At 70.5% G+C, this 26345-nt stretch carries 25 protein-coding genes and 1 pseudogene; 5 read left to right on the top strand and 21 right to left on the bottom strand.

The features are described 5' to 3' along the window. Positions 1 to 13: 13 nt before the first annotated feature. The 4 genes from guaA to guaB all read right to left on the bottom strand — a co-directional run bounded on the left by guaA (position 14) and on the right by guaB (position 6190). Positions 14 to 1612 (bottom strand): glutamine-hydrolyzing GMP synthase, encoded by a 1599-nt coding sequence (gene guaA / locus OG947_RS20005; protein ID WP_056442621.1) that lies wholly within the window; start codon positions 1610 to 1612, stop codon positions 14 to 16. A gap of 28 nt (positions 1613 to 1640) precedes the next feature. After that, positions 1641 to 3431, bottom strand: coding sequence for an FAD-dependent oxidoreductase (locus tag OG947_RS20000; protein WP_051612917.1), 1791 nt, complete (start codon positions 3429 to 3431; stop codon positions 1641 to 1643). A gap of 80 nt (positions 3432 to 3511) precedes the next feature. Further along, complete coding sequence (locus tag OG947_RS19995) at positions 3512 to 4654, bottom strand: GuaB3 family IMP dehydrogenase-related protein (protein WP_328812700.1); 1143 nt, start codon at positions 4652 to 4654, stop codon at positions 3512 to 3514. Between the two features lie 69 nt (positions 4655 to 4723). Next, the gene (gene guaB / locus OG947_RS19990) at positions 4724 to 6190 is read right to left on the bottom strand and encodes an IMP dehydrogenase (RefSeq protein ID WP_027503787.1); all 1467 of its coding nucleotides are present in this window, start codon (positions 6188 to 6190) and stop codon (positions 4724 to 4726) included. 287 nt (positions 6191 to 6477) lie between these two features. Between guaB and OG947_RS19985 the strand changes: the two genes are divergently transcribed. Then, the gene (locus OG947_RS19985) at positions 6478 to 6882 is read left to right on the top strand and encodes a DUF5319 domain-containing protein (protein WP_027503788.1); all 405 of its coding nucleotides are present in this window, start codon (positions 6478 to 6480) and stop codon (positions 6880 to 6882) included. A gap of 87 nt (positions 6883 to 6969) precedes the next feature. Here the strand turns inward: OG947_RS19985 and OG947_RS19980 are convergent, their stop codons facing one another. The 3 genes from OG947_RS19980 to OG947_RS19970 all read right to left on the bottom strand — a co-directional run bounded on the left by OG947_RS19980 (position 6970) and on the right by OG947_RS19970 (position 9461). After that, complete coding sequence (locus tag OG947_RS19980) at positions 6970 to 7998, bottom strand: anti-sigma-D factor RsdA (RefSeq protein WP_328812699.1); 1029 nt, start codon at positions 7996 to 7998, stop codon at positions 6970 to 6972. Continuing rightward, positions 7991 to 8569, bottom strand: coding sequence for a sigma-70 family RNA polymerase sigma factor (locus OG947_RS19975; RefSeq protein ID WP_027503789.1), 579 nt, complete (start codon positions 8567 to 8569; stop codon positions 7991 to 7993). The genes OG947_RS19980 and OG947_RS19975 overlap by 8 nt, the downstream gene beginning before the upstream one ends. Before the next feature lie 136 nt (positions 8570 to 8705). Continuing rightward, positions 8706 to 9461 carry a hypothetical protein gene (locus tag OG947_RS19970; protein ID WP_328812698.1) on the bottom strand — a complete coding sequence of 252 codons (756 nt, stop codon included), beginning with the start codon at positions 9459 to 9461 and terminating at the stop codon, positions 8706 to 8708. Between the two features lie 298 nt (positions 9462 to 9759). Here OG947_RS19970 and OG947_RS19965 point away from each other — a divergent pair, with 298 nt between their 5' ends. Then, positions 9760 to 10053 carry a WhiB family transcriptional regulator gene (locus OG947_RS19965; RefSeq protein WP_037183820.1) on the top strand — a complete coding sequence of 98 codons (294 nt, stop codon included), beginning with the start codon at positions 9760 to 9762 and terminating at the stop codon, positions 10051 to 10053. Between the two features lie 64 nt (positions 10054 to 10117). Here the strand turns inward: OG947_RS19965 and groL are convergent, their stop codons facing one another. The 3 genes and pseudogenes from groL to OG947_RS19950 all read right to left on the bottom strand — a co-directional run. Next, positions 10118 to 11734 (bottom strand): chaperonin GroEL, encoded by a 1617-nt coding sequence (groL, locus tag OG947_RS19960; protein WP_027503791.1) that lies wholly within the window; start codon positions 11732 to 11734, stop codon positions 10118 to 10120. Between the two features lie 87 nt (positions 11735 to 11821). Next, positions 11822 to 12121, bottom strand: a complete 300-nt coding sequence (gene groES, locus OG947_RS19955; protein ID WP_027503792.1) for a co-chaperone GroES — start codon at positions 12119 to 12121, stop codon at positions 11822 to 11824. Positions 12122 to 12437: 316 nt separating this feature from the next. Further along, a pseudogene (locus tag OG947_RS19950) lies at positions 12438 to 12611 on the bottom strand (LLM class flavin-dependent oxidoreductase); the annotation flags it as partial. Positions 12612 to 12853: 242 nt separating this feature from the next. Here OG947_RS19950 and OG947_RS19945 point away from each other — a divergent pair. Further along, positions 12854 to 14419: an Hsp70 family protein gene (locus OG947_RS19945; protein ID WP_328812697.1), complete on the top strand. Its 1566-nt coding sequence runs from the start codon at positions 12854 to 12856 to the stop codon at positions 14417 to 14419. Positions 14420 to 14426: 7 nt separating this feature from the next. On the opposite strand, the gene tsaD is transcribed toward OG947_RS19945, so the two are convergent. The 7 genes from tsaD to OG947_RS19910 are packed head-to-tail and all read right to left on the bottom strand — an operon-like array spanning position 14427 to position 20821. Continuing rightward, positions 14427 to 15473: a tRNA (adenosine(37)-N6)-threonylcarbamoyltransferase complex transferase subunit TsaD gene (gene tsaD, locus OG947_RS19940; RefSeq protein ID WP_056442507.1), complete on the bottom strand. Its 1047-nt coding sequence runs from the start codon at positions 15471 to 15473 to the stop codon at positions 14427 to 14429. Next, entirely contained in the window at positions 15470 to 15952 is a 483-nt protein-coding gene (gene rimI, locus OG947_RS19935; RefSeq protein WP_027503796.1) for a ribosomal protein S18-alanine N-acetyltransferase, read from the bottom strand. Before rimI ends, tsaD begins: the two co-directional genes overlap by 4 nt. Then, complete coding sequence (gene tsaB / locus OG947_RS19930; protein WP_328812696.1) at positions 15949 to 16605, bottom strand: tRNA (adenosine(37)-N6)-threonylcarbamoyltransferase complex dimerization subunit type 1 TsaB; 657 nt, start codon at positions 16603 to 16605, stop codon at positions 15949 to 15951. Before tsaB ends, rimI begins: the two co-directional genes overlap by 4 nt. Before the next feature lie 21 nt (positions 16606 to 16626). Continuing rightward, positions 16627 to 17085: a tRNA (adenosine(37)-N6)-threonylcarbamoyltransferase complex ATPase subunit type 1 TsaE gene (gene tsaE / locus OG947_RS19925; protein ID WP_328812695.1), complete on the bottom strand. Its 459-nt coding sequence runs from the start codon at positions 17083 to 17085 to the stop codon at positions 16627 to 16629. A 4-nt stretch (positions 17086 to 17089) separates the two neighbouring features. Beyond that, complete coding sequence (locus OG947_RS19920) at positions 17090 to 18139, bottom strand: alpha/beta fold hydrolase (RefSeq protein ID WP_027503799.1); 1050 nt, start codon at positions 18137 to 18139, stop codon at positions 17090 to 17092. Between the two features lie 20 nt (positions 18140 to 18159). Then, positions 18160 to 19350 (bottom strand): alanine racemase, encoded by a 1191-nt coding sequence (gene alr, locus OG947_RS19915; protein ID WP_442973074.1) that lies wholly within the window; start codon positions 19348 to 19350, stop codon positions 18160 to 18162. Between the two features lie 40 nt (positions 19351 to 19390). Further along, complete coding sequence (locus OG947_RS19910; RefSeq protein WP_328812693.1) at positions 19391 to 20821, bottom strand: NAD(P)H-hydrate dehydratase; 1431 nt, start codon at positions 20819 to 20821, stop codon at positions 19391 to 19393. Between the two features lie 56 nt (positions 20822 to 20877). On the opposite strand from OG947_RS19910, the gene OG947_RS19905 reads away from it, so the two are divergent. Beyond that, a complete protein-coding gene (locus OG947_RS19905) occupies positions 20878 to 21246 on the top strand; it encodes a plastocyanin/azurin family copper-binding protein (RefSeq protein WP_037184149.1) in 369 nt (122 codons plus the stop codon). Here the strand turns inward: OG947_RS19905 and glmS are convergent, their stop codons facing one another. Next, on the bottom strand, positions 21247 to 23109 hold the full coding sequence (gene glmS, locus OG947_RS19900) for a glutamine--fructose-6-phosphate transaminase (isomerizing) (RefSeq protein ID WP_027503803.1): 1863 nt from the start codon (positions 23107 to 23109) through the stop codon (positions 21247 to 21249). Positions 23110 to 23199: 90 nt separating this feature from the next. Between glmS and OG947_RS19895 the strand changes: the two genes are divergently transcribed. Next, positions 23200 to 24066 carry a dienelactone hydrolase family protein gene (locus tag OG947_RS19895; protein ID WP_027503804.1) on the top strand — a complete coding sequence of 289 codons (867 nt, stop codon included), beginning with the start codon at positions 23200 to 23202 and terminating at the stop codon, positions 24064 to 24066. On the opposite strand, the gene OG947_RS19890 is transcribed toward OG947_RS19895, so the two are convergent. The 3 genes from OG947_RS19890 to OG947_RS19880 are packed head-to-tail and all read right to left on the bottom strand — an operon-like array spanning position 24039 to position 26208. Continuing rightward, on the bottom strand, positions 24039 to 24275 hold the full coding sequence (locus OG947_RS19890; protein WP_222627333.1) for a hypothetical protein: 237 nt from the start codon (positions 24273 to 24275) through the stop codon (positions 24039 to 24041). The two genes, OG947_RS19895 and OG947_RS19890, sit on opposite strands and share 28 nt — an antisense overlap. Beyond that, complete coding sequence (locus OG947_RS19885; RefSeq protein ID WP_328812692.1) at positions 24272 to 25867, bottom strand: hypothetical protein; 1596 nt, start codon at positions 25865 to 25867, stop codon at positions 24272 to 24274. The genes OG947_RS19890 and OG947_RS19885 overlap by 4 nt, the downstream gene beginning before the upstream one ends. Beyond that, complete coding sequence (locus OG947_RS19880; RefSeq protein ID WP_328812691.1) at positions 25864 to 26208, bottom strand: hypothetical protein; 345 nt, start codon at positions 26206 to 26208, stop codon at positions 25864 to 25866. Before OG947_RS19880 ends, OG947_RS19885 begins: the two co-directional genes overlap by 4 nt. Between the last annotated feature and the right edge of the window lie 137 nt (positions 26209 to 26345).

The following is a 26345-nucleotide window of genomic DNA, read 5'->3' as shown; positions in this document are numbered from 1 at the left end:
TCCGCCGCCGGGCTCACTCCCATTCGATGGTGCCCGGCGGCTTGCTCGTCACGTCGAGCACCACCCGGTTCACCTCGCGCACCTCGTTGGTGACCCGGGTGGAGATCCGTTCGAGCACGTCGTACGGCAGCCGGGTCCAGTCCGCGGTCATCGCGTCCTCGCTCGACACCGGACGCAGGACGATGGGATGACCGTAGGTCCGGCCGTCGCCCTGCACACCCACACTGCGGACGTCGGCGAGCAGCACCACGGGACACTGCCAGATCTGGGAGTCCAGACCCGCCATCGTCAGCTCCTCGCGGGCGATGGCGTCGGCGTGGCGCAGCGTCGCCAGGCGATCGGGCGTCACGGATCCGATGATGCGGATGGCCAGACCCGGGCCGGGGAACGGTTGCCGCGCCACGATCTCCTCGGGCAGGCCGAGCTCCCGGCCGACGGCGCGGACCTCGTCCTTGAACAGCAGCCGGAGCGGCTCCACGAGCGAGAACTGCAGATCCTCGGGCAGACCGCCGACGTTGTGATGGCTCTTGATGTTGGCGGTACCGCTGCCGCCGCCGGACTCGACCACGTCCGGGTAGAGCGTGCCCTGGACGAGGAAGTCGATCGACTCCCCGTGCGCCGCACTGTCACCCAGTTCCGCGCTCACCGCACCCTCGAACGATCGGATGAACTCGCGGCCGATGATCTTGCGCTTGGTCTCCGGATCCGAGACGCCGTCGAGCTCGCGCAGGAAGGTGTCCACGGCGTCCACCGTCACCAACCGGGCGCCGGTGGCGGCGACGAAGTCCTGCTGGACCTGCTCGCGCTCTCCCGCTCGCAGCAGTCCGTGATCGACGAACACACACGTCAGGCGGTCACCGATCGCGCGCTGCACCAACGCCGCGGCGACCGCCGAGTCGACACCGCCGGAGAGACCACAGATGGCCCGGCCGTCGCCCACCTGCTCGCGCACCTGCTCGACCAGTGCGTCCGCGATGTTCGCCGCCGTCCACGTCGGCGCGATGCCGGCGATGTCGTGCAGGAAACGGGACAGCACCTGCTGACCGTGCGGGGAGTGCAGGACCTCCGGGTGATACTGCACCCCGGCGAGGCGTCGTGCCCGGTTCTCGAAGCCGGCGACTGGGGCGCCGGCACTGGTCGCCACGACCTCGAAGCCCTCGGGAGCTTCGGTGACGGCGTCGCCGTGACTCATCCACACGGGCTGCGTCGACGGCAGCCCGTCGTGCAGCGTTCCGCCGGAGACGTCGATGTCGGTGCGCCCGTACTCGCGGGTGCCCGTGTGGGTGACGGTGCCTCCCAGCGCGCCCGCCATTGCCTGGAACCCGTAGCAGATACCGAAGACCGGGACGTCCAGGTCGAACAGCGCAGGATCGAGCTGCGGCGCACCTTCGGCGTAGACGCTCGACGGACCACCGGACAGCACGATCGCCGCGGGCTTCTTCGCCGCGATCTCGTCGACCGTCATCGTGTGCGACACGACCTCGGAGAACACCCGTGCCTCACGGACGCGCCGCGCGATCAACTGGGCGTACTGCGCGCCGAAGTCGACGACGAGCACCGGATTCGCGTTCTCGAGGGGCGGGACGGGATCCTGCTGCGGGGAGTCGGTCACGCGCACAGTCTAGAGAGCGCGTCCGCCCTCATGCCGCGCCGGTGCTGCCCGCGTGGCTGGCGACCCGCGTCGAGGACGGCGGCGTACTCGTCGGCGTCCGGATCTCGACGATGGGCAGCACGAGCGCCGCCGGTGCGTGCGCGGGAACCACCGGGCTGCGGGGTGCGATGGGCTCGATGCGCTCGTACGGCAGACCCTGCGCGGGCCGAAGGTCCTTCTCCCCCTTGTTCGGCCACAGCGACGCGGCCCGCTCGGCCTGCGCGCTGATGGTCAGCGAGGGATTGACGCCCAGGTTGGCGGACACCGACGAGCCGTCGACGATGCTCAGCGTCGGGTAGTTGTGCACGCGGTGGTACGGGTCTATGACGCCGTTCTCGACGTCCTCGGAGATGACGCAGCCGCCGAGGAAGTGGGCGGTGAGCGGGATGTTGAAGACTTCTCCCCACGTCCCGCCGGCGATCCCGTCGATCTTCTTCGCGATGCGCCGGGTGGCCTCGTTGCCCATCGGGATCCACGTGGGGTTCGGCTCGCCGTGTCCCTGCCGGCTGCTGACGTGGCGACGCCCGAACGGACCACGCTTGGTGAAGGTGGTGATGGAGTTGTCGAGGTTCTGCATCACCAGCGCGATGATGGTGCGCTCGCTCCAGTGCCGCGTGTTCATCATGCGCAGGAACCGGACGGGATTCTTGACCACCTCGGCGAGGAACTTGAGCCACCGCGGGGTGCGGCCGCCGCCGTCCGTCATGAGCGTCTGCAGCAGGCCCATCGCGTTGGAGCCCTTGCCGTAGCGGCACGGTTCGATGTGCGTGTCCGCACTGGGGTGGAACGACGACGTGATCGCGACACCGCGGGTGAGGTCGATCGACGGGTCGTAGGTCAGCTTGCCCGCGCCGACGATGGACTCCGAGTTGGTGCGCGTCAGGCGCCCGACCGTGGGCGAGAGGTTCGGCAGTGAACCCGTGTCGCGGAACTTGTGCATGAGCTGCTGGGTGCCCCACGTGCCGGCGGCGAGGACGACGTGCCCCGCGGTGTATGTGGCACGGCCCTTGCGCAAGCGCGCGCCGGTCCGCTCGGTGGACACGACCCACGAACCGTCCGGTCGCGGTGTCAGGTCGGTGACGGTGGTCATCGGCACGATGTCCGCGCCGGCCTTCTCCGCGAGGCCGAGGTAGTTCTTGAGCAGCGTGTTCTTGGCGTTGTGGCGGCAGCCCGTCATGCACTCGCCGCACTCGATGCAGCCGGTGCGGTCCGGGCCCATGCCGCCGAAGTACGGATCGGGCACCGTCTTGCCGGGCTCGTCGCCGAAGAACACGCCGACGGGCGTCTGGATGAAGGTGTGGCCGACGCCCATGTCGTCCGCGACGGACTTCATGACGTGGTCCGCCGGGGTCATGTGCGGGTTCTGCACGACACCGAGCATCTTCTGCGCCTGCTCGTAGAACGGCGTCAGCTCGGAGTGCCAGTCGGTGATGTGCGACCACTGCTGGTCCTGAAAGAACGTCCGCGGCGGCTGGTAGAGCGTGTTGGCGTAGTTCAGCGACCCGCCGCCGACACCGGCGCCGGCGAGGATGAGGCAGTCACGCAGCAGGTGGACGCGCTGGATGCCGAAACAGCCCAGCTTCGGCGCCCAGAGGAACTTCTTCAGGTCCCAGCTGGTCGCCGCGAAGTCGTCGTCCTCGAACCGACGCCCGGCCTCGAGAACGCCGACCGAGTACCCCTTCTCGACGAGCCGCAGCGCCGTGACACTGCCACCGAAGCCGGACCCCACGACGAGGACGTCGTAGTGCGGGGTGGCGCTCGTCGTGGTTGCGTCGCTCATCGAGACCTCCTGATAGACCCGGACGTGATCGGCACCACGATACCGTACGTGTGAATCCGGGTGACAGGAACTGGTCGCGACTATCCGCGGATGTTGAGGCCCACCTTCTGGAACTCCTTGAGATCGGAGTAGCCCGACTTGGCCATCGACCGTCGCAGGCCGCCGACCAGGTCCAGCGAACCGAACGGGTCCGTCGACGGACCGGACAGGACGCGGTCCAGCGACGGACGGTCCTCGCCGAACAACACGGGCAGGAACGCACCGCGCGGCATCGACGGGTGCGCCGCTGCCGACGGCCAGTACCAGCCGCGGCCGGGAGCCTCGTCGGCCAGGGCGAGCGGTGCGCCGAGCACGGCGGCGTCCGCACCGCAGGCGATGGCCTTCGCGAGATGACCCGATGTCGAGATCCCGCCGTCGGCGAGCACGTGCACGTACCGGCCGCCGGTCTCGTCCAGGTAGTCACGACGGGCGGCGGCGGCGTCGGCGATCGCGGTGGCCATCGGGACACCGATACCGAGGACCTCGCCCGTGGTGGTGGCACCCTCGGTGGATCCGTACCCGACGATGACACCCGCGGCGCCGGTCCGCATCAGGTGCAGGGCGGTGCGGTGGTCGCTCACGCCGCCGGCCACGACGGGAACGTCGAGCTCGGCGATGAACGTCTTCATGTTGAGCGGTTCCTCGCTCGGGTGCCCCACGTGCTCCGCAGAGATGATCGTGCCCTGCACGACCAACAGGTCGATGCCCGCGGCCACCAGTGCCGGAGTCAGCGACCGTGCGTTCTGGGGACTGACGCGCACGGCGACCGTGACACCGGCCTCCCGCACCTGCGCGACGGCGGCGGCCAGCAGGTCCGGCTGCAGGGGTGCGGCGTGGAGCTTCTGCAGCATCTTCACCGGCGCGTCCGCGTCGACGTCCGATTCCGCGAGCTCGACGAGCTGATCGATCACCGACTCCACGTCGGCGTGGCGGCTCCACAGGCCCTCACCGTTGATGACGCCGAGGCCACCGCGCTTGCCCAGCTCGATCGCGAACGACGGAGACACCAACGCGTCGGTCGGGTGGGCGACGATCGGGATGTCGAAGCGATAGGCGTCCAGTTGCCACGCCGTCGACACCTCCTTCGACGACCGGGTACGCCGGGACGGGACGATGTCCACGTCCTCGAGCTCGTACGTCCGTCGAGCCGTGCGGCCCATGCCAATTTCCACCAGGTCGCGCACGCGCGTCCTCTCTCGTAAGCCTCCCGGACCTCGTGGGTCGGGAGGCGCTCGACTCCGGCCGGAATCGAGTCAGCGGGCAGTGTAGTTCGGTGCCTCGACGGTCATCGTGATGTCGTGCGGGTGGCTCTCCTTGAGTCCGGCAGAGGTGATCTGCACGAACTGCGCCTCCTGCAGCTCCTCCACCGAGTTCGACCCCGTGTAGCCCATTGCGGCCCGCAGTCCGCCCGTGAGCTGATGGATGACCTGGGACAGCGGGCCTCGGAACGGCACGCGCCCCTCGATGCCCTCGGGCACCAGCTTGTCCTCGGCCAGCACGTCGTCCTGGAAGTAGCGGTCCTTGGAGAAGGACTTCGTCGCGCCGCGTCCCTGCATGGCGCCCAGCGAACCCATGCCGCGGTAGCTCTTGAACTGCTTGCCGCCCACCAGGATCAGCTCACCGGGCGACTCCGCGGTGCCGGCGAGCAGGGATCCGAGCATCGCCGTGGAGGCGCCGGCGGCGAGAGCCTTGGCGATGTCACCCGAGAACTGCAGTCCGCCGTCGGCGATGACGGGCACACCGGCGGCCTTGCACACCGCGACCGCCTCGAGGATGGCCGTGATCTGCGGGGCACCGACGCCGGCGACGACGCGGGTGGTGCAGATGGAACCGGGACCCACGCCCACCTTCACGGCGTCCGCACCCGCCTCGACCAGGGCGCGCGCTCCCGAGCGGGTGGCGATGTTGCCGCCGACGACCTGGACACGCTCGCCCACCTCGGCCTTGATCTTGCTGACCATCTCGAGGACCTGGGAGTTGTGCCCGTGCGCCGTGTCGACGACGAGCACGTCGCACCCTGCCTCCGCGAGAAGCATCGCGCGGGACCAGGAGTCGTCGCCGACGCCGACGGCGGCACCGACCAGCAGGCGACCGTCGCGGTCCTTGGTGGCGTAGGGGTGCTGCTCGGTCTTGACGAAGTCCTTGACGGTGATCAGACCGGTGAGCCGGCCGTGTCCGTCGACGATGGGCAGCTTCTCGATCTTGTGACGACGCAGCAGGCCCAGCGCGGCGTCGGCCGTGACACCCTCGCGCGCGGTGACCAGCGGAGCCTTGGTCATGACCTCCGCGACGGTGCGGTTCTGGTCGACCTCGAACCGCATGTCGCGGTTGGTGATGATGCCGACCAGTTCGCCGCGCTCGTCGGTGACGGGCAGGCCGGAGATGCGGAACTTGGCGCACAGCGCGTCGACCTCGGCGAGCGTGTCCGACGGCGAGCACGTCACCGGATCCGTGACCATGCCGGCCTCGGACCGCTTGACCACCTCGACCTGCGCCGCCTGATCGGCCGCGGACAGGTTGCGGTGCAGGACGCCCATACCGCCGGCGCGAGCCATGGCGATGGCCATGCGTGCCTCGGTGACGGTGTCCATGGCGCTGGACACCAGGGGGACGCGCAGCCGGATCTCGCGGGTGAGCTGGCTGGACGTGTCCACCTTGCTCGGAATGAGATCCGATGCGGCGGGTATGAGGAGAACGTCGTCGAAGGTGAGGCCCAGCATGGCAACCTTGTTCGGGTCGTCGCCACCGGTGCGGACACGGGTCGCCTCGACGCGGGCGGTCGAGTCCTCTGCGGCGGTCACGGGCCTGTCGGGGGTACTCATACGGATCGGGCCCTCCTGAGCTGCGGTCGATCGATGTGCGAGCCGGGGACTTCCCTCGTCCGCTCGCGGTACATCGTATCGGTCCCCCGCCCGGCGCAGGTCACCCCGTGCGCCGGAGGCCGCCGGACCCCCGCGGAGCCGTGTAGCGCTGGCGCAGACCGGCACTTGCTGCGTACCGTGGACGTGTGCGCGATCAACTGCCTCCAGGTCTGCCGCCGGATCCCTTCGCCGGCGATCCAGCCGACCCCTCGGCCGCCCTCGACGCCATCGAGCCCGGACAGCCCCTCGATCCCCAGGAACGCCTGGCGGTCGAGGAGGATCTCGCGGATCTCGCCGTCTACGAGGCACTGCTCGCCCACCGCGGCGTGCGAGGCCTCGTCGTGTGCTGCGAGGACTGCCAGCAGGACCACTACCACGACTGGGACATGCTGCGCGCGAACCTGCTGCAGCTTCTCGTCGACGGCACGGTGCGTCCCCACGAGCCCGCGTACGACCCGATTCCCGACGCGTACGTCACGTGGGACTACTGCCGCGGATACGCGGACGCGTCCATGAACGATGCGCTGCAGGGCGACGGGTACGACTCCTAGGGCGTCGGCGCGCGACACCACTTCACGACGAAGGCCCGCAGACAGTGTCTGCGGGCCTTCGTCGTGCACGTGGTCGGTGACTCGAGGTCAGTTGGGCACCACGGACGTGTCCGGGGTGACCGCCGCCGTCGTCGACGGCACGGGCATCGGTGCCCGCAGGATCTCCGGCGGGACGGTGACCGTGGTGGTGGGCGCCTGCGGGAAGAACGGCAGGTCCGTCGGCAGCGGAATCCCCGGCAGTTGGATGTCCGTCGGCAGCTGCGGGATCTCCGTCGGGAACGGGACCTCCGGGAGCTGCAGACTCGGATCGACGGGGATCTCCGGGATGATGTCCTGCGGCACGGTCGGCACCGTGGTGACCGACGTGGTCGTCGGCACCGGCGGCGGCGGAACGGCAGCCGGTGCGGTCAGCTTCGCCAACTCGTCCGACAGGCGCGTCCACCACATCTGCAGCTGGGCGCGCTCGTCCTCGTCGCGGATGCTCTCCGTGCGCTGTGCGGCCTCGGCCAGACGAGTCTTGGCCGTCTCCGCGTCACCACGAGCGAGCAGATCCTCGACCTCCTGCAGCGCCGACGTGGTGTCGACCTGCGCGACCGTCGAATCGGCCTGCTGGGTGAAGACGACCTCCTTCACCTTCCACAGGGGATCGCCCGGCATCGCGCTGTACGAGAACGCCGTGACACCACCCGCAAGGAACGCGACGGCGGCCGCGGCACCGGCGACGGGGCGCAGGAAACGCATCCGGCTCCGCGTGCGCTGACGGTGCAGCGCGTCCTCGGCCAGCGCGAGATCGATCGCCGCGGCGACCTGATCGAGATCGGGACCCTCGGGGAGCGGGTCGGCGAGGATGTCGGAACGCCATTCGGCCAGCAGACTGGCCAGGCGATACTCGTCGGAGTCGACGGTCGCGACGGGACCGTTGCTCGCGATCGCATCGATGAGCGCGTCGTCACGGCGCACGGCCATGATGTCGACGGGGCCGGACGACTCGAGGTCGTCGACGGCTCGGGGATCGACGCCACCTGCGCCGGAGGCGTCGGGGCGGCCGGTGGCTCCGTGTCCGGAGGCGCCGTGCCGAGAATCTCCAGCGCTGCCGCGCCACGAGTCCCTAGCCATACTTGTCACCTGCTCCCACTACTTCGTTCTTCAGCTTCGCTATTGCCCGGTGCTGCGCCACACGAACGGCGCCTGCGGTACTACCCACGGCGGCGGCCGTCTCCTCTGCCGACAACCCGACCACCAACCGGAGCACCAGGATCTCGCGGTGTTTCTCCGACAGCGTCGACAGCAGTTCGTTCATGCGGCGTCCTGCCTCCGAATCCAGCGCCCGTTGCTCGGGGCCGTCCTCGATGGACATGACATCCGGTACATCGGCCATCGGTTCGGATTTGTTACGCGACGAGCTGCGATGGGCGTCCGCGACCTTGTGCGATGCGATCCCGTACACGAACGCCATGAAGGGGCGGCCCTGGTCCTCGTAGCGCGGCAGCGCTGTCATGACCGCGAGGCACACCTCCTGGGCGACGTCGTCAGCCGACAACTGACCCCTCTCACCTGCACCGACGCGCGCGCGGCAGTACCGGACCACGATCGGCCTGATGGTTTCGAGGACGACGGAGAGAGCCCTTCGGTCGCCGCGAGCAGCTGCGGCGACGGCCGAGTCCAGCCCCTCACCCGTGGCAATCATCGTCAGAGTGTTTCCCACCTCACATCGGGCCCGCTCCGGAATCGAGCGCGCTTCCTCCCGGTCCCCGACGGCCCGGTGCGGAACCTCTCAAGGATAGTCGCCGCCCGACGCGGCTCGACCGAACCGTACGGTTCGGTCACGAGAATTGCCCACCGCGTGACCGGATCGCAACCTCGAACCCTCGTCGGACAGCGCCGGCGTCGCGGTCACCGCACGCTTCGGACAGGCAGGCGGAGGCCCACGCGAGCGGGAGCAGGTCGGCGGCGACGGCGTCGTCGCGCACCGCGCGCGCTGCCGTCGCGGCGCCCGCGTCATCACCCCCCACCAGCAGGGCCGCGGCGTGCACCACACGGGACTTGACGAGGTGCCGCGGCGACCGGAACTCCCGTGCCGCCCGAACGGATGCCTCCGCCGCGTCGAGGGCGCGCCGCGCGTCACCCGACGCCATCGCCACCTCCGCCCGGACCCACAGCACGCGGAGTGACACTCGCTGGTGCCCCGGCCGGGTGGCGAGCACCGACTCCGCCCGGGCGAGGAGGACGTCGGCCCGCGCGAGGCGGCGGGGACCGATGGCATCGGCGGCGAGACCGACGAGGGCGTCCACGGCGGCGTCGACGTCGATCGCCCGGCGCGGACCTGTCCCACGGGAGAAGCCGCTGTCGACGAGCGCCGCGCCGTCACGCACCGCGGCGTCGGTGTGGCGGCCGAGTTGGCGCAGCAGCGACCCCTCGAGGCTCGCGCTCAGGGACCGCACGGCCGGATCGGCGTCGCGCCGCAGCGACCGGGCCCCGGTGAGCGAGGCGGCGTACCACCCGCGGGCCCCGGCGTCGACGGCCTCCGACCACCGTGTCAGGAAGTCCGGACCGGGCACGGGAGGACACGAGGACTGCACGGGAAACAGAATAGTCTTCGGGCGTTATCCAGGAATTTACACACGAAATGTCACGACATTTCCGGGCACAGTGTGTCGGTGTCTTGTCGACGATGTGACAGGGACATTACGAGGACTCCCCTACCGGCTCGACACCAGAGAAAAGTGTCGTCCGAGTTAATTAATGCCTGCTCGGAGTATGCAGATCACCACGATCGAGACTGTTGACGGTGAAACTCGCCCGGCTCTACGGTTGCGACAGATCGTGAACTGCACCAGAAGAATTCACGACCGTGCGTGAGAGTCCTAGGAGTACACAATGCCCCAGCCCAATCACCTTCCCGGACCCAATGCCGATATCTGGGATTGGCAGATGCACGGATCGTGCCGCGGCGAGGACTCGTCGATGTTCTTCCATCCCGATGGTGAACGAGGACGAGCGCGAGCGCAACGCGAGATGAAGGCCAAGGAGATGTGCCGCGCGTGCCCCGTCCTCGCCCAGTGCCGGAGCCACGCGCTCGCCGTGAGCGAGCCGTACGGCATCTGGGGCGGCATGTCCGAGACCGAGCGCGAGGTCTTCGCGCGGCGCAACCGTCGCCGTCTGGCCTCCTGACCCCACGAACGAGCGAGGCCCCACCGGACAGTGTCCGATGGGGCCTCGCTCGTCGAGAGGGTGGTCAGTGGTTGTGGCCGTGACCGTGGCCGCCCTCGTCCTCGACGACCTCGGGCTTGTCGACGACGGTCGACTCGGTCGTGAGGATCATCTTCGCGACGGACGCGGCGTTCACCACGGCCGAGCGAGTGACCTTGACCGGGTCGATGACGCCGTCGGCGACCAGGTCGCCGTACGTCAGCGTGGCGGCGTTGAAGCCGGTGCCGTCGTCCGCGTCGACGAGCTTGCCGACGACGACGGAACCGTCGATACCGGCGTTGCTCGCGATCCAGTACATCGGGGCCCGCAGCGCGAGGCGCACTGCCTCGACGCCGATGGCCTCGTCGCCCGTCAGACCGAGGTGGTCCTTCAGGCCGCGGCTGGCGTGCACGAGCGCGGCGCCTCCACCGGAGACGATGCCTTCCTCGACAGCTGCCTTGGCGGCGTTGACGGCGTCCTCCACGCGGAACTTGCGCTCCTTGAGGTCGGTCTCGGTGGCGGCACCGACCTTGATGACCGCGACTCCGCCGGCCAGCTTCGCCAGACGCTCCTCGAGCTTCTCGCGGTCCCAGTCGGACTCGGTCGCCTCGATCTCGCGACGGAGCTGTCCGACGCGGTCGGCGATGGCCTCCGCGGTGCCCGCACCCTCGACGATGGTGGTCTCGTCCTTGGTGACGACGACGCGGCGTGCGCTGCCGAGCAGGTCGAGGCCCGCATCCTTGAGGCTGAGGCCGATGTCGGAGTTGATGACGGTGGCACCGGTGACGATGGCGAGGTCCTCGAGGAACGCCTTGCGGCGGTCTCCGAAGAACGGCGCCTTCACCGCGACGGCCTTGACCGTCTTGCGGATCGAGTTCACGACGAGCGTGGACAGTGCCTCGCCCTCGATGTCCTCGGCGATGATGAGAACCGGTTTGCCCGACTCCGCGATCTTCTCCAGGAGCGGCAGGAAATCGGGAAGGGACGAGATCTTCTCGCGGTACAGCAGGATCTGCGCGTCCTCGAACACCGCTTCCTGACTGTCCGGATCGGTGACGAAGTACGGCGAGAGGTAGCCCTTGCCGAACTGCACGCCCTCGGTGATGACGAGTTCGGAGACGAGCGAGCTCGACTCCTCGACCGTCACGACACCGTCGGCGCCGACGCGGGTGAGCGCCTCGCCGACCATCTGGCCGATGACCTCGTCGCGGGACGACACGGTGGCGACCTGCGCGATGGACTTCTCGCCCTGCACGGGAACCGCGGCGGCGAGCAGTGCCTCGGACACGTGCTCGACGGCCTTGGTGATGCCGGCGCCGAGCGCGATGGGGTTGGCACCGGCGGCGACGTTCTTGAGCCCCTGCTTGACCAGGGCCTGTGCGAGTACCGTCGCCGTCGTCGTACCGTCACCGGCGACGTCGTTGGTCTTGGTGGCGACGCTCTTGACGAGCTGTGCGCCGAGGTTCTCGAAGGGATCCTCGAGGTCGATCTCACGGGCGATGGACACGCCGTCGTTGGTGACGGTGGGACCACCGAAGGCCTTGGCCAGCACCACGTGCCGGCCGCGGGGCCCGAGGGTGACCTTGACGGCGTCGGCGAGCTTGTCGACGCCCCTCTCGAGGCTGCGTCGTGCGACCTCGTTGAATTCGATTTGCTTGGACATGTGGCCTACCAACTCCTCATCAGTACGGCGTGACGCATTCCGCCCCGGGTCCTCGAGACAAGGACACCGGGGCGGAAGGCGTGGGGCTTACTTGGAGATGACTGCCAGCACGTCGCGTGCGGACAGGATCAGGTACTCCTCGCCGGCGTACTTGATCTCGGTGCCGCCGTACTTGCTGTAGATGACGGTGTCACCCTCTTTGACGTCGACAGGGATGCGATTTCCCTTGTCGGTCACTCGGCCTTCACCCACGGCCACCACGGTGCCCTCCTGGGGCTTCTCCTTGGCGGTGTCGGGGATGACCAGGCCGGAGGCGGTCGTCGTCTCGGCCTCGACGGCCTGGACGAGGATCTTGTCCTCGAGCGGCTTGATGTTCACGCCTGCCACGATGAGCCCTCCACTTTCACGATTGTCGGTCCGGGGCTGGTCCCCGGCACGGATTGTGCTGGTGTTCGTCCTGCTGGGTACTGCTCTGGTTCACGACGCACGATTGCGGTGGCCCGTCGTCGCGGGTGCCGGGTCACTGAACCTGTCGTCGACTAGCACTCTATACACGCGAGTGCCAGCACTCAACCTTCACGAGTGCACATTCTCGTGTCGCGTCGAGGACGCCATCGCCTCGCGGACCAGAGGCGCGACCTCGCGGCCCAGAAGTTCGATGGAGCGCAGCACCGTCTCGTGGGGCAGCGTGCCGACGCTGATGCGTCAGACGGATGCGCTCGGTCCGCGCCGCGATCGCCGCGAGCACGACGGCGGGCGCGGACGCGGCGAAGTCCTCGCGGTGATGCTCACCGACGCCGTACACGTCCAGTCCCACCTCGTCGGCGAGCTGGGCCTCCTCGACCACCTCGCGCAGTCGTCGACCGTGGCCGCGCACCTCCTGGACTCCCTCCTCCGGGTAGGTCTCGGCGAAGGTGGTGATGCCGATCTCGACGCTCGCAGACACGGTGACGCGCCCCTTTCTCACTTTCGTGACGTCTCGTCATTGCACTGGTCAGGAAGGGGTTCGGTGTCCCTCCGCGGCCGGAACCAGCGCGGGATGTGCACTATTTCCGGCGGAGTTCGGTAACATTCGTATAACGGCAGAGTAGGAACGACCGCCCGAGGAGGTGCATGCACGTGTCGGACACACAGCAGGAGAGTGTGGTCCCCGAACCCACCATCGGGGTCTCGGCAGGATCCGAGGTGGTGTGCTGCGCCGTCCTCACCACCGCTCCCGACGGCACCGAGACCTTCGACTACCGCACCGTGACCGCCGAGGGCGCCCGCTCCGACGTCGGTGACCTGGTCGCCACCTCGCTCGATCTCGCGTCCCACCACCTCGTCGACGACGACACCCGCCCCGCCACGTCGGGCGGACGTATCGCCGTGGCGCATCGCGGCGGTCTCGGGTCGCGGTCCATTCTGTCGGCGACCCGTCGTCATCACGTGACGGACGACCATCTGGTGACCGACACCGACGCTCTGCTGTGCTGGCTCCGGCACACCGGCGAGGTGGCGCGGTACGGCCACGTCCTGCTCGTCGACGTCGGCGCCTCGGGCACCACCACGACGGTGATCGATCAGGTCGACGGCACCGTGCGCGCGGTCCGGCGCACCGACGAGGTCAGCGGAGCCGTCCTCGACGCGCACCTCCTCGCCCTGACCGCCGAGAGGCTGCCCGCGGTCACCACCTCGGATCGCCCAGTGGTCGCGGCACGTCTGCGCACGGCCAAGGAGCAACTGTCCTTCCACGAGTCCGTCACCGTGGATCTGCCCGGAGCCGAGACGCTCACCGTGACTCGCTCCGAGATGGTCGTCGCCATCGCCGCACCGTTGGCTGCGCTGCGCGAGCTGGTTCTCGAGGTGCTCGACGAGGCCGGCCCGACCGCACGCCCCGAGGCGGCCGCCGTGGTCGGCGGCGGCGCCCACGTGCCCGCCGTGGTCGAGACCATCACCCACGCCGCCGACGTGCCCGCGGTGCCGACGCCCGAACCCGATGCCGCCGTGGCCAAGGGCGCAGCCCTGCTGGCCCGCGACCTCGGCCACTCGGGGCTGCCCGCGTCCACCCGGCCGCCCACCTCGATCGCCGGGGGCCTGCGAACGGTCGGGCTGCTCGCCGCGGCGTGCGCGGCCATGGCCGTCGTGCTCGCGTACGGCGTCCAGGCCCTGACCCCGTCGAGCGAGCCGGCCGTCACCACGGTGGCCACCTCGGAACTCCCGAACTCGACCACGGAGGAGACGGCCACCAGCGCGTCGGCACCCGAGGCGGCGCCGCCCGCTCTGACCGGTGGCTGGGAGGACGACGCGCCGGAGCCCACGGCCGCGGAACCGTGGCCGACGACCGACTACACCTACACCCCCGAGGTGCGTCCCTACCCGACTCGCTCGTCGTCACCGTCGGCCACGGCGACGACGACCGTGGCGCCGCCGACATCCACCACCCCGACACTCCGCCCGGCTCCCGATCTTCCGGTCATCGTCCTGCCGGACGTTCCCGGAATCCCGCCGTGGTGGACGGACCTGACCAGTGTGCTGCCGACCCCGCCGGTGACGACGCCGGAGAGCACGCCCGAGTCCGGATCGACACCGGTGTCGCCCGCGCCCGGTGCCGTGGTGCCGGAGTCCGTGCTCCCCGAGGGCCTCGTTCCCGTACCGACCACGTCCGCACCGGCGGTCACACCGTCGACTGCACCACCCGCCTGACGGGCCGTCAGACGACCTGGCTGACCGAGACGGGCAGGCCCGGATCGGTCGCCGCCGTCAGTGGTGACGGCTCGGCTCCGGATGCAGCGATGTGCGCCCCGAGCGTGGCGATCATGACGCCGTTGTCGGTGCATCGACGCGGAGTGGGCACGCGCAACGTCACCCCGGCCGCGGCGCACCGCTCCTCGGCGAGCGATCGGATACGCGAGTTCGCAGTGGCACCGCCGCCCAGGACGAGGGTGCCGATCCCCCGGTCGGTCACAGCGCGCAGCGCCTTCATCGTCAGGACATCGGCGACGGCCTCCTGGAACGACGCGGCCACGTCGGCCACCACGATCGGACGGCCGGCGCGCTGCGCCGACTCGACGTGGCGAGCCACCGCGGTCTTGAGGCCGGAGAACGAGAAGTCGTAGCGGGAGTCGCGTGGTCCGGTCATGCCGCGAGGAAACGCGACGGCGCGCGGATCACCCTCTGCGGCGAGCGCGTCGAGCACGGGACCGCCGGGATACCCGAGTCCGAGGAGCCGGGCGACCTTGTCGAAGGCCTCTCCCGCCGCATCGTCGACGGTGCTGCCCAGTTCGACGATCGGTTCGGCGAGGGAGGACACCTCGAGCAGGTGCGTGTGTCCGCCCGAGACCAGCAGCGCGACACACTCCGGCATCGGGCCGTGCTCGAGGGTGTCCACCGCGACGTGACCACCGAGATGGTTGACCGCGTAGAACGGCACGTTCCACGCGGCCGCGTAGGCCTTCGCCGCCGCGACACCGACGAGGAGCGCTCCGGCGAGGCCCGGTCCGATGGTGACGGCGACGGCGTCCGGGCGACGGATGCCCGCCTGCGCCAACGCTCGTCGCATCGTGGGCACGATGGCCTCGAGGTGTGCGCGCGATGCGATCTCGGGGACGACACCACCGAAGCGGGCGTGCTCGTCGACACTGGACGCGACCTCGTCGGCGAGCATCTCGCACGTGCCGGTGCCCGACGCGTCTCCGGTGTAGCGGACGATGCCGACACCGGTCTCGTCGCACGAACTCTCGATCCCCATGACGATCACGGGTGACCACCTCTCGTAGTCGGGGCGGGCCTGGTCATGGTGTACGCGTCCGCACCGCTGGGCTGGTAGTAGCGGCGGCGCGTCCCGACGATGTCGAAGCCCGCCCGGCGGTACAACTCGATGGCCGGCTCGTTGTCGGTGCGCACCTCGAGGAACACCGGACCGCCGTGCAGGTCCGCCTCGTGCAGCAACGCGTCGAGCAGTGCCCTGCCGATACCGCGACGCTGCGCGGCGGGATCGACGCCGATGGTGTGGACCTCGGACTCGGTGTCCTCGCCCTTGCCCAGCAACGCGATCCCGGCGTACCCGACGGCCCGACCGTCGTCCTCTCGCACGACGAAGTACCGCACGTGCGGGCCGCGCAGTTCCTCGACGAAGGCCGATGCGGGCCAGGGCCCGTCGGTGGGGAACAGCACGGCCTCGAGCTCCGCGCACCGGTCCGCGTCCTCGACGCGCATCGGTTCGACCGTGCCGATCATGCGCGGGTCTTCGCCGCTCGATCGGCCGTCGCGACCGCGTCGGGACGCCGGAGATACTGCGGCACCAACGACGTCGGCTCCGCGCCGGAGCGCAGCGCCTGCGCGGCCACGGCGACGAGGCATTCCGGGGACGGACTCTCGACCGGTTCCACGGGCAGGTCCACCAGATCGACGTGCAGTGCCGATCCGGCCACCACCGTCGACTCCCCCACGACGATGTCCGCGGCGGGCGAGACGAACGGTCCGGCGATGCGCTCGGCGCCGCGGAACCGTGCCCAGTACACCTCCCGGCGACGCGCATCCGTGACGACGAGGACCTCGCGATCACCGGGCACGGCCGCGGCGATGGCATCGAGACTGCCGACACCGTGCACCGGGATGCCGAGGGCGTCACCGAAGGCGGCTCCCGTCGCCATGCCCACGCGCAGGCCGGTGAACGGCCCCGGTCCGGTGCCGACGACGACAGCGGACAGGTCGTCCGCGCTGATGCCGGCGTCGGCGAGGCACTCGAGGATGTGTGGGGTGAGAACTTCGGCGTGCTTACGGGCGTCGACGGTGACGCGCGTCGCGAGCGGCTGCGGGCCGGTGTCGTCGAGCCGCACCACCCCGGCCGTCACGGCGGGAGTGGAGGTGTCCACGGCGAGTATCAGCACGGGGATCCAGATTACCCGTGCTCACCCGATCCACTGCCACGTGGCGGTGCGGACGTCGGACTCCGGCTCGCGCCGCAGCCGGATCAGCAGGTGCCGGTCGGCGAGGGCCTCCGCGATGCCCTCGCCCCACTCCACGACGACGACGGAGTCCGCCAGCTCGGTGTCGAGGTCGAGGGCGTCGAGCTCGACCATCGCCGAGGCGCCGGTTCCGAGCCCCAGCCGGTAGGCGTCGACGTGCACGAGCCCGGGGCCGGTGTCCCCGCCGGCGCGGTGGGTGCGCGCGATCATGAACGTCGGCGAGCTCACGCGGCCGAGCACGCCGAGTCCGCGGGCGAGACCCTTCGTCAGCGTCGTCTTACCTGCGCCGAGGGGTCCGTCGAGCACCACGACGTCGCCCGCTTCGAGCTCCGCGGCGAGGCGCTCGCCCAGGAGCTCGGTGTCCTCGGCCGTCGAGAGGACGGCCTCCCCTTCGACCGGCACCGCGTCAGCCAACGGTTCGCCTCGTCGGTTCGGCGCGGACCCGTCCGTCGCGTGCACGCTGTACCAGACGGTCCAGGGCGTCGTTCACCTCGTCGGGGAACTCGAGCTGCACCAGGTGACCGGCGCGGCGGACCCGGACCATCTCGGCGTGCGGGAGCGCGTCGGCCAGCTGCTCCGACTTGTCGAACGGGATGACCCAGTCGTCGTCGCCGCACAGCACCAGGGTCGCCGTGTCCGCGATGACGGGCAGCGCCTCCAGTTCGTCGTGCAGCTCGAGCGCCTGGAGGAAGTTGACCATCGTCACCACCGAGGTGTCGTGGATCATCTGCTCGGCGAACGCCTCGAGGGCGGGACTGACCGCGGTGCCGAACGACGCCGCGCGCAGCACCGGGGCGATGACCCCGCGCACGACACCGCGGCCGAACTGGACCGCACCCGGAGCGGTCCGCACCGCGAGCCGGAACGCGTCGACGGCCGGATTCTGGAGGTTCCGTCCGAGACCGGTACGCGCGAGACCCGCTGCGGTGGTGGACATCAGCGCGACTCCGACGACCCGCTCGGCCACCGCGTCGGGGAACTGGCGAGTGGCCGCGAGCACCGACATGCCGCCCATCGAGTGGCCCACCAGCACCAGCGGCCCACGCGGTGCGACGGCCCGGATCACGTCGGCGAGATCGATGCCGAGGCGGGCGATGTCGCACTCGTCCGGCGAGACGTCGCCGGATCGGCCGTGACCGCGCTGGTCGTAGAACACCATCCGCACGTCGTCGCCCCACCGGCGGGCGAGCTCGCGGCGCTGGTAGTGCCAGCACTCCATGCGCAGGCAGTACCCGTGCACGAACACCACGGTCAGCGGCGCCTCGAGTGGACCGACCTCGCGCACCGCCAGCGGCACTCCGTCTCCGCTGGCGACGACGCACCCGCGATCGAACTCCATCGACTCGAAGTCCTCGCGCCGACCGGCGTCGGGCACCGGCGGGCCCACCCGGCGCCGCACCGCCGTGATGCCGGCCACGGCGGCCACGGCCGCGATACTCGCTGCGCCCCCGGCCATTCCGGCGAGACGGGCGCTGATCACGAGACCCCTCCGGCGAACGTCCGTCGTACTCGACCGCGGATACCGGTCACCACCTCGTAGTTGATCGTGTCGAGCGTCTCCGCCCAGTCCTGGGCCGTGGGCTCCCCGTGGTCGCCCGGTCCGAAGAGGTACGCGGTGTCCCCCTCGGCGACGTCGGGACGGCCGGGTCCGAGGTCGACGACGATCTGGTCCATGCACACCCGGCCCACCGCCGGATACCGCACGCCGTGGATCGACACCTCGTACCGGTTCTTCAGCGCACGCGTGATGCCGTCGGCGTAGCCCACGGGCAGCAACGCCACCGTCGTGTCGACGGGAGCGATCCACTCGTGGCCGTAGGAGACGCCGTCGCCGGCAGCCACCCGCTTGAGCAGGATCACCGTGGCGCGCAGCGTCATCACGGGGCGCAGTCCGAACCATCCGAGATGGGGTGCCGGGGACAGGCCGTACAGCGCGATGCCCGGTCGGACCATGTCGTAGGCCAGGTCGGGGCGGGTCAGGGCACCGGCGGAATTGGCGATGTGCCGTACCTCGGGTGCCACGCCCGCTCGGGCCATCGCGTCTGCGGCGGCGTCGAAGCGCTCCTTCTGCCGGTCGTTGATCGGATCGCCGGGCACGTCCGCATCGACCAGGTGGGAGAACAGGCCGCGCACGCGCAGCGCGCCACCACGCTGCTCCGCGACCAGGGCGTCGACGGCCGCGTCGAACTCGTCCGCACCCACCCCGTTGCGATTCATGCCGGTGTCGACCTTGAGGGACACCACGGCGGGACGGCCGACACGGCGTGCGGCGTCGCCCACCTCCGCTATCTGACGGGGCGAGGACACGCCGATCTCGACGTCCGAGTCGATCAGTCCCGTGAAGTCGGTGCCGGGGGCGTGCAACCAGCACAGCACCGGCGCCGTGAGACCCGCGGTGCGCAGTCCGAGCGCCTCCGCAGCCGTGGCGACACCGAGTTCGCGAGCACCGGCCGCGAGCGCCGCCCGAGCGACCTCCACTCCGCCGTGGTTGTAGCCGTCCGCCTTGACGACGGCCATCACCGCAGCATCGCCGGCGTGCTCGATCAGGATGCGGATGTTGTGCGCGACGGCGTCCAGATCGATCAGCGCCTCGGCCTGCGGGCGAGAAGTCGGAGCCGGTGCGACCGGACTCGTCGGCACCTCCTGCGCGCTGTTCACCGGCGTCATTCTGCCATCGACACCCCGCACCGACGTGCGGTGGCGGGTGTCAGGCCTGTGCGCGGAGGTCGCCGACCGCGTCCGCAACGGCGCGGAGCAGCGGTGAGGCGGAGATGGGAGCAGCGGTACGCCGACCTCGATCGGTGGCGGCGAGCGCGGCCGCCCGCGAGTGCGCGCGAGCGCCCATGACGGCGGCGGTACGGGCCGGCACGCCCGCCGCGAGGAGCGCTCCGATCATGCCGGACAGCACGTCGCCGGACCCGGCCGTCGAGGACCAGGACGACCCCGCGTCGTCGACGGAGACGGCGCCGTCGGGATCCGCGATCACCGTCGCTCGCCCCTTGAGCAGCACCGTCACGTTCCAGTCGGCCGCGAGGGCACGGACGGACCGGACACGATCGGGTCCGGGCGCGGACCCGGTGAGTCGCTCGAACTCTCCCGCGTGCGGTGTCAGCACGGTCGCCGACGACCGTCCGCGCACCAGCTCGGGTCGCCGCGACAGCACGGTCAGTCCGTCGGCGTCGACGAGGACCGGGACGTCGGACTCCAGGACGGAGCGCAGCCGGTCGGCCGCGTCGTCGTCGGTGCCGAAGCCAGGCCCGACCACCCAGGCCTGTACACGTCCTGCCTCGTCGACCGAACGGGCGGTGACCACCTCCGGGTAGTGATGCACCACCTCGGCGCCGCCCTGCCCGACGTAGCGGACCATGCCGGACGTCGCCGCCACCGCAGCGCCCGTGCACAGCACGCCCGCGCCGGGATACTTCTCGCTGCCCGCCATGATTCCGGTGACGCCCTGGGAGTACTTGTCGTCCGCAGGTCCGGGTACCGGCCACGCGCGGCCTACCTCGCCGTCGTCGGGAGACGTGATCGTCGCGGCGGCCGGAACGAGGCCGATGTCGATCAGGTGCAGCTCGCCGCACCACGCGCTCGCGAGCACGTGCACCGGCTTGTAGGCGCCGAACGCCACCGTCACGGCGGCACGGACGGCGGGACCGTCGACGGCGCCCGTGTCCGGGTCGACACCCGACGGCAGGTCCGCAGCCACGACGGGGGCGGTGAGTCCGTCGACGATCGCGGCCGCGTCCGGTCGGAGCGATCCCCGCGCGGACAGGCCGACGATGCCGTCGATCACCAGATCGGGGTCGCCGGCCAGCGTCACCACACGTCCCGTGGCGGCCCGGAACGCCGCCAGTGCGGCGGGGTGGGCGCGATCGGGGCGGAGCAGCAGTGCCTCCACGGCAACGCCGCGCCGGCGTAGTTCGGCGCCGGCGAACAGCGCGTCGCCGCCGTTGTCCCCGGATCCGGCGAGAACGAGCACCCGTCTGCCGGCCACCCCGCCGGTGCGGGCCCGGAGTTCACGAGCGACGACCGTCGCCAGTCCGTGGGCCGCGCGGCGCATCGCCGCGTACTCGGGCAGTCGGGCCAGCAGCGGGGCTTCCGCCGCTCGCACCTCGTCGGCGGTGTGGAAGTGGCGCATGCGTCCCACGGTAGCGCCGACCGGCCACAATGCACGGCAGGTCTACCGTGGGAATCATGGCTCGCCTGACAACACTCGCGGCGACGATCGGAGTCACTGCCGCACTGGCACTGTCGCTCACATCGTGCACCGAGGACGCCCCCACCGCCGAACGTCCGACCGGGCCGAACGTCGTCACGGTCGCCGCGATGGCCTACTCCCCCGCCAGCGTCACCATCTCACCCGGCGACACCGTCACGTGGTTCTTCGACGACACCGGTGTCGCGCACAACGTGATCGGCATCGACGCGGCGTCCCGTCTGCTGCACAGCCCGATGATCTCGTCGGGTCAGTTCAGTCAGACGTTCGACGACCCCGGCACGTACCCGTACTTCTGCTCGGTGCACCCGAACATGACGGGCACCGTCATCGTCCGAGAGAGCTGATCACTCGACGGTGACCGACTTCGCGAGGTTGCGCGGCTTGTCCACGTCGTAGCCGCGCGCCTGCGCGACCTCGGCGGCGAACACCTGCAGCGGCACCGTCGACAACAGCGGCTGCAGTAGTGACGGCGCGGCCGGAATCTCGATGAGGTGATCGGCGAACGGCCGCACCGTCTCGTCGCCCTCCTCGGCGATCACGACGGTCCGGGCGCCGCGCGCCTGGATCTCACGGATGTTGCTGAGCATCTTCGAGTGCAGCACCGCTCGGCCCTTCGGCGACGGCATCACGATGATCACGGGCAGGTCGTCCTCGATGAGGGCGATCGGACCGTGCTTGAGCTCGCCGGCGGCGAAACCCTCGGCGTGCATGTACGCGAGCTCCTTGAGCTTGAGCGCACCCTCGAGGGCCACCGGGTAACCGACGTGGCGACCCAGGAACAGCACCGTCGGTGACGACGCCAACTCGCGGGCCAGAGCGCGAACGGGCTCGACCGTCTCGAGCACCTTCCTCACCAGGTCCGGCATGGCCTCGAGATCTGCGTACTCCCGTGCGACCTCGTCCGGGTACTTGGTACCGCGAGCCTGCGCCAACGCCAGACCGACCAGGTAGTTGGCCGTCACCTGGGCGAGGAACGCCTTGGTCGACGCGACACCGATCTCCGGTCCCGCCCGCGTGTAGAGCACCGCGTCGGCCTCGCGCGGGATCTGGGAACCGTTGGTGTTGCAGACGGCCAGGACTCGGGCCTTCTGCTCCTTCGCGTGCCGGACCGCCTCCAGCGTGTCGGCGGTCTCGCCCGACTGAGAGATGGCCACCACGAGTGTCGAGCGGTCGAGAACGGGGTCGCGGTAACGGAACTCGCTGGCCAGCTCCACCTCCACGGGGAGGCGCGTCCAATGCTCGATCGCGTATTTCGCCAGCAGCCCCGAGTGGTACGCGCTGCCGCACGCGACGACGAACACCTTGTCGACGTCGCGCAGCTCCTGATCCGACAGTCGCTGCTCGTCGAGGACGATGCGACCGTCGGTGAAGTGTCCGAGGAGGGTGTCCGCGACCGCCGCGGGCTGCTCCTGGATCTCCTTCAACATGAAGTAGTCGTGACCACCCTTCTCGGCGGCGGCGAGGTCCCAGTCGATGCGGAACGGACGCCCCTCGGCCTCGGACCCGTCGAAGTTCATGACGTCGTAGCCGTCGGCGGTGATCACCACGACCTGGTCCTGCCCGAGCTCGACCGCGTCGCGCGTGTGCTCGATGAAGGCGGCGACATCGGACCCGACGAACATCTCGCCCTCGCCGACGCCGACGACCAACGGGGTGGAGCGACGGGCCGCGACGATGGTGTCGGGGTGATCGACGTGGGTGAACACGAGCGTGAAGGCGCCTTCGAGGCGCTGCAGCACCGCGAGGGCGCTCTGGACGAAGTCTCCGGCCGTGGGGCCCTCGTCGTAGGCGGCGGCGACCAGATGGACGGCCACCTCGGTGTCGGTGTCCGACTCGAACTCGACGCCTGCGTTCTCGAGTTCGGCGCGCAGCGGCGCGAAGTTCTCGATGATGCCGTTGTGCACGACGGCGACGCGGTCGGCGCGGTCGCGGTGCGGGTGGGCGTTGCGATCGGTGGGCCGTCCGTGGGTGGCCCACCGGGTGTGGCCGATCCCGCTGGTGCCGACGAAGGTGTCCCGCCCGAGTTCGTCCAGTTCGGCCTCGAGGTTCGCCAGTTTTCCGGCCTTGCGCTCGACGGCCATACCCCCGGACCCGTCCAGGACGGCGATGCCGGCCGAGTCGTATCCGCGGTACTCCATCCGGCGCAACGCCTCCACCACCACCGGTAGCGCTCGACGATGTCCGACGTACCCGACGATTCCGCACATGGGACGACAGCCTACTTCGGCGCGGACGGCGCTCCGGCCGCCCGCACGTCGACGGCATGGCGAACTGCCGCGTCGACTACGGTCAGTGCTGTGCCGAAGACGCAGAAGTTGGTCGCCGACCTGACCAAGCGGGGTCCCCATCGCGTGCTGCGCGGTGACCTCGCTCTCGCGGGCCTGCCCGGTGTGATCTACACGCCCAGTGAGGGCACGGGACTGCCGGCGATCGCCTTCGCGCACGGCTGGATGACCGGCGCCTCGCACTACGACTCCACGCTGCGGCACCTCGCGTCGTGGGGCATCGTCGTCGTCGCGCCGAACACGCAGCGCGGACCGGTGCCCTCCCACAGTGCCCTGGCGCAGGATCTCCTCGTCGCGCTCGACGTGTGCACCGGCATCCGTCTCGGCACCGGCGACATCAGCGTGCACCCCGCCAAGCTCGGCCTGGTGGGCCATTCCATGGGCGCGGGCGCCGCGGTGATCGCCGCGGCTCAGCGATCGGACGTCGCCGCTCTCGGTGCGCTCTATCCGGCGCCCACCTCTCCGCGCGCCCTGTCGCCCGGCATCGCCGACGCGGTCACGGCGCCCGCTCTGGTTCTCGGCAGTCCCTCCGAACTGAACTCCCTCACCGCCGAGCCCGTCGCGCTCGCCGATGCGCTCGGTGGCCCCACCCTGCTCCGCGTGATCGACAAGTCGGAAGGTGACGGCATGGTCGAGGGCCGGAAGCTGCTCAGCTTCCTCGGCGTCGGCAACGCCCAGCCGAAGACTCGGCGCTCGGTGCAGGCACTGCTCACCGGCTTCCTCCTGCACCGCCTCGCGGGCGACGACACGTACTCCGACTTCTCCGATCCCGACGCCGTCGTCAAGGGCACCGAGGTGGTCGACCCGAACGCGCCGACCGCGGACGCCCCCAAGAAGGTCAGCGCGATCCGTCAGCTGAGCCACCTCGCCGGTCGCTGAGGCGCCGCCGGCGGAGCCTCGTCGCCGGCCACCGCCTCTGTGGGCGATCGCAGGATCACTCCGGCGCGACGCGGCACCACCCGCGCGGCCTCCGAGCGCTTCCGAGCCTCCTCGTCGATGGCTGCGAGGCGGGTCCGCACACGTCGCGTCGCCCGCCGGTGCTCCCGCACGACGGCGTCGATGATGTCCGCGGTGTTCTGCGAGTTCACAGCGGACCGGCTTCCGCGAGCTCGGGTCGCGCCGGCTCGCCGACCGTCGCTGCCTCACCGATCGGGTCCGTGACCGGTTGCGGCGCAGCGGGTTCCGTGACACCGCCGGATTCCGCAGCAGTGGGAATGCAGTCCGGTGGTGCGACGACCGGTGGTGCGACGACCGGGGCCTCGACGACCGGGGCCTCGACGACCGGGAGCCCTTGATCCGCTGCGTCCTGTTCGACTGCCTCCCGATGCGGCTCGTCCCGTTCCGCTGTGTCCGGGGTCTCGGACGACGACTCTGCAGGCTGATCCGATCGCGGCGCCGCCTCGTCCATCACCTCGGTGAGGACGGGCAGTCCGAGAGGCCCGGCAGCGAGAGCGAAGTGATGGGACTCCCCCGCCGCGTCGTGGGTGCGGATGTCCACAGCCCCGTCCGCGCCGAGGGCGACACTCACCCCGCGACCGTCGAGCTCCGCCTCGAGGTGACCGCGCTCGACGTTCTCGGCAGGCGCAGTCAGCGCCGCCTCCGGTGAGATCTGCGCCTCGGCGGGCGGTGGGTCGCACGGCGCCGCAGTCGACACCACCTCGGTCACCGCGTCCCGCACCGCCCGCCCGATCAGTTCGGCGAGCGGTGAGCGATCCTCGACGGGAGCGACAGGCAGCGTCGCGGGCGGCTCCGCGACCACAGGAGAGGGCGCGACGGCGAGCGACGGCGGCTCGGGTGCAGCGGCCGGCGCCGTCACCGACGCCGGCGCGGTCGCTGCAGCCGGCGCGGTGCCTTCCGCCGGCACACACTCGCACGCGTCGTCCTCGACGGACCCGTGACCACTCGGCCACGGCGAGCCGTCGATGTCCGCCGCAGCGGCGCAGAGTGCCGCGTAGATCTCGGACACGGCGGTCTCCGTCGAGGTGCACAGTTCCTCGAATGCGGCCACACGCTCGGTCATCGCCGGCACGAACACGGTGTCCAACCACTCTCGGCATCGGGCTGCGACCGGTTCGAGGACCTCGGCCTGCCGCCGGCCGGGATCCGACGCGGACAGCAGCATCGCCTCGAGGCCCGGGAACACCGAGGCCAGCGTCCGCACCGCGTCGGGTGCGGATGCACCTCCGGCTCCGGCGATGGTGGCCGCGACCTGCGCTGCATCGCGACCGCCCACCTCGTCGGTGCGGAACGCGGAGGCGGCGATCGACTTGTCCTCGACGATCGCGTGCAACCCCGCCGACGCGGAGGCCATCGCTGAACCGATCGCCTCGAGCTGATCGGCGTGGCCGGTCGACCTCGCGCACTGCCGTCGAAGGAGGTCGAGCGCGGCGTCGGCGGCATCTCCCGACCAGGCCTGCCCCAACGACTCCGCTGCGTCGGACTGACGCCCGATCTCCGCGCGCGCCTCGGCCGCCGCGGCGCCGAGGCGGTCGGCGTCAGCCCGGAGAGCCTCGGTGTCGAGTCCGCGTTGCTCGTCGTAGCGAGCGCAGAGCGCGACGTGGGTCGTGGTCATCGGCGCGCCGCTCGCTCCGACCAGCGGGAGGAACGTCGCGAAGAACGTCAGGCCCTCGCTCCCGAGATCCAGCAGACCGTCGATCGTCGGCGGCACCGGTGCGGTCACCGGTCACCTCGCCGTGCCGGCACACCCGGCGCCGCGACGCGCAGGGCGGTGACATCGTCGAGCGACACCGAGCCGTCGATCGACGCCCGCAGGGCGGCCGAGGTCGCAGCGGTGGCGTCCGACCAGGACCTCAGGCCCTCCGGCAGCCGCCCGAGGCTGTCCTGCAGGGCGGCCGCCTCCGCCCAATGGTTCCGGCCCGCCGACTCGACACCGAACAGACCGCCCACACCGCTCTCGGCGGACCTTCGTACGGCTGTCGCGGACTCCTCGAGGGCCGCGATCGCCGCTCGGGCTGCCCCCTCGTCCAGCGTCGTTCCGCCTCGCGACGTTCCACTGGCCATGTCGTCCCTTCCGAAGTGATGCTCGAGAGCGCGATCCCCACAGATCAGACGCAGCGCCGCTCCCCCGCGTTCCCGCGAAACGGCAGCCGTCGGTGGGCACGGCCGGTCGGACCGGTAACCTCCGATTTCACAGGTGA

The sequence above is a fragment of the Rhodococcus sp. NBC_00297 genome (assembly GCF_036173065.1).
In the GTDB taxonomy this organism is placed as follows: Bacteria; Actinomycetota; Actinomycetes; order Mycobacteriales; family Mycobacteriaceae; genus Rhodococcoides.
The sequence above is the reverse complement of the archived record's forward strand: the minus strand, read 5'-3'. Positions and strand labels throughout refer to the sequence as shown.

Coding starts and splice junctions, on each gene's coding strand:
- glmS (WP_027503803.1), bottom strand. CDS start 23,109: ATGTGCGGAATCGTCGGGTACGTCGGACATCGTCGAGCGCTACCGGTG.
- OG947_RS19980 (WP_328812699.1), bottom strand. CDS start 7,998: ATGGCTAGGGACTCGTGGCGCGGCAGCGCTGGAGATTCTCGGCACGGC.
- OG947_RS19910 (WP_328812693.1), bottom strand. CDS start 20,821: ATGCGCCACTTCCACACCGCCGACGAGGTGCGAGCGGCGGAAGCCCCG.
- OG947_RS19880 (WP_328812691.1), bottom strand. CDS start 26,208: ATGGCCAGTGGAACGTCGCGAGGCGGAACGACGCTGGACGAGGGGGCA.
- OG947_RS20000 (WP_051612917.1), bottom strand. CDS start 3,431: ATGAGCGACGCAACCACGACGAGCGCCACCCCGCACTACGACGTCCTC.
- alr (WP_442973074.1), bottom strand. CDS start 19,350: ATGACGCCGGTGAACAGCGCGCAGGAGGTGCCGACGAGTCCGGTCGCA.
- guaB (WP_027503787.1), bottom strand. CDS start 6,190: ATGCTGGGCCTCACCTTCGACGACGTTCTCCTCATACCCGCCGCATCG.
- OG947_RS19965 (WP_037183820.1), top strand. CDS start 9,760: ATGCCCCAGCCCAATCACCTTCCCGGACCCAATGCCGATATCTGGGAT.
- OG947_RS19975 (WP_027503789.1), bottom strand. CDS start 8,569: ATGATTGCCACGGGTGAGGGGCTGGACTCGGCCGTCGCCGCAGCTGCT.
- OG947_RS19905 (WP_037184149.1), top strand. CDS start 20,878: ATGGCTCGCCTGACAACACTCGCGGCGACGATCGGAGTCACTGCCGCA.
- OG947_RS19920 (WP_027503799.1), bottom strand. CDS start 18,139: ATGGCCGGGGGCGCAGCGAGTATCGCGGCCGTGGCCGCCGTGGCCGGC.
- groL (WP_027503791.1), bottom strand. CDS start 11,734: ATGTCCAAGCAAATCGAATTCAACGAGGTCGCACGACGCAGCCTCGAG.
- rimI (WP_027503796.1), bottom strand. CDS start 15,952: ATGATCGGCACGGTCGAACCGATGCGCGTCGAGGACGCGGACCGGTGC.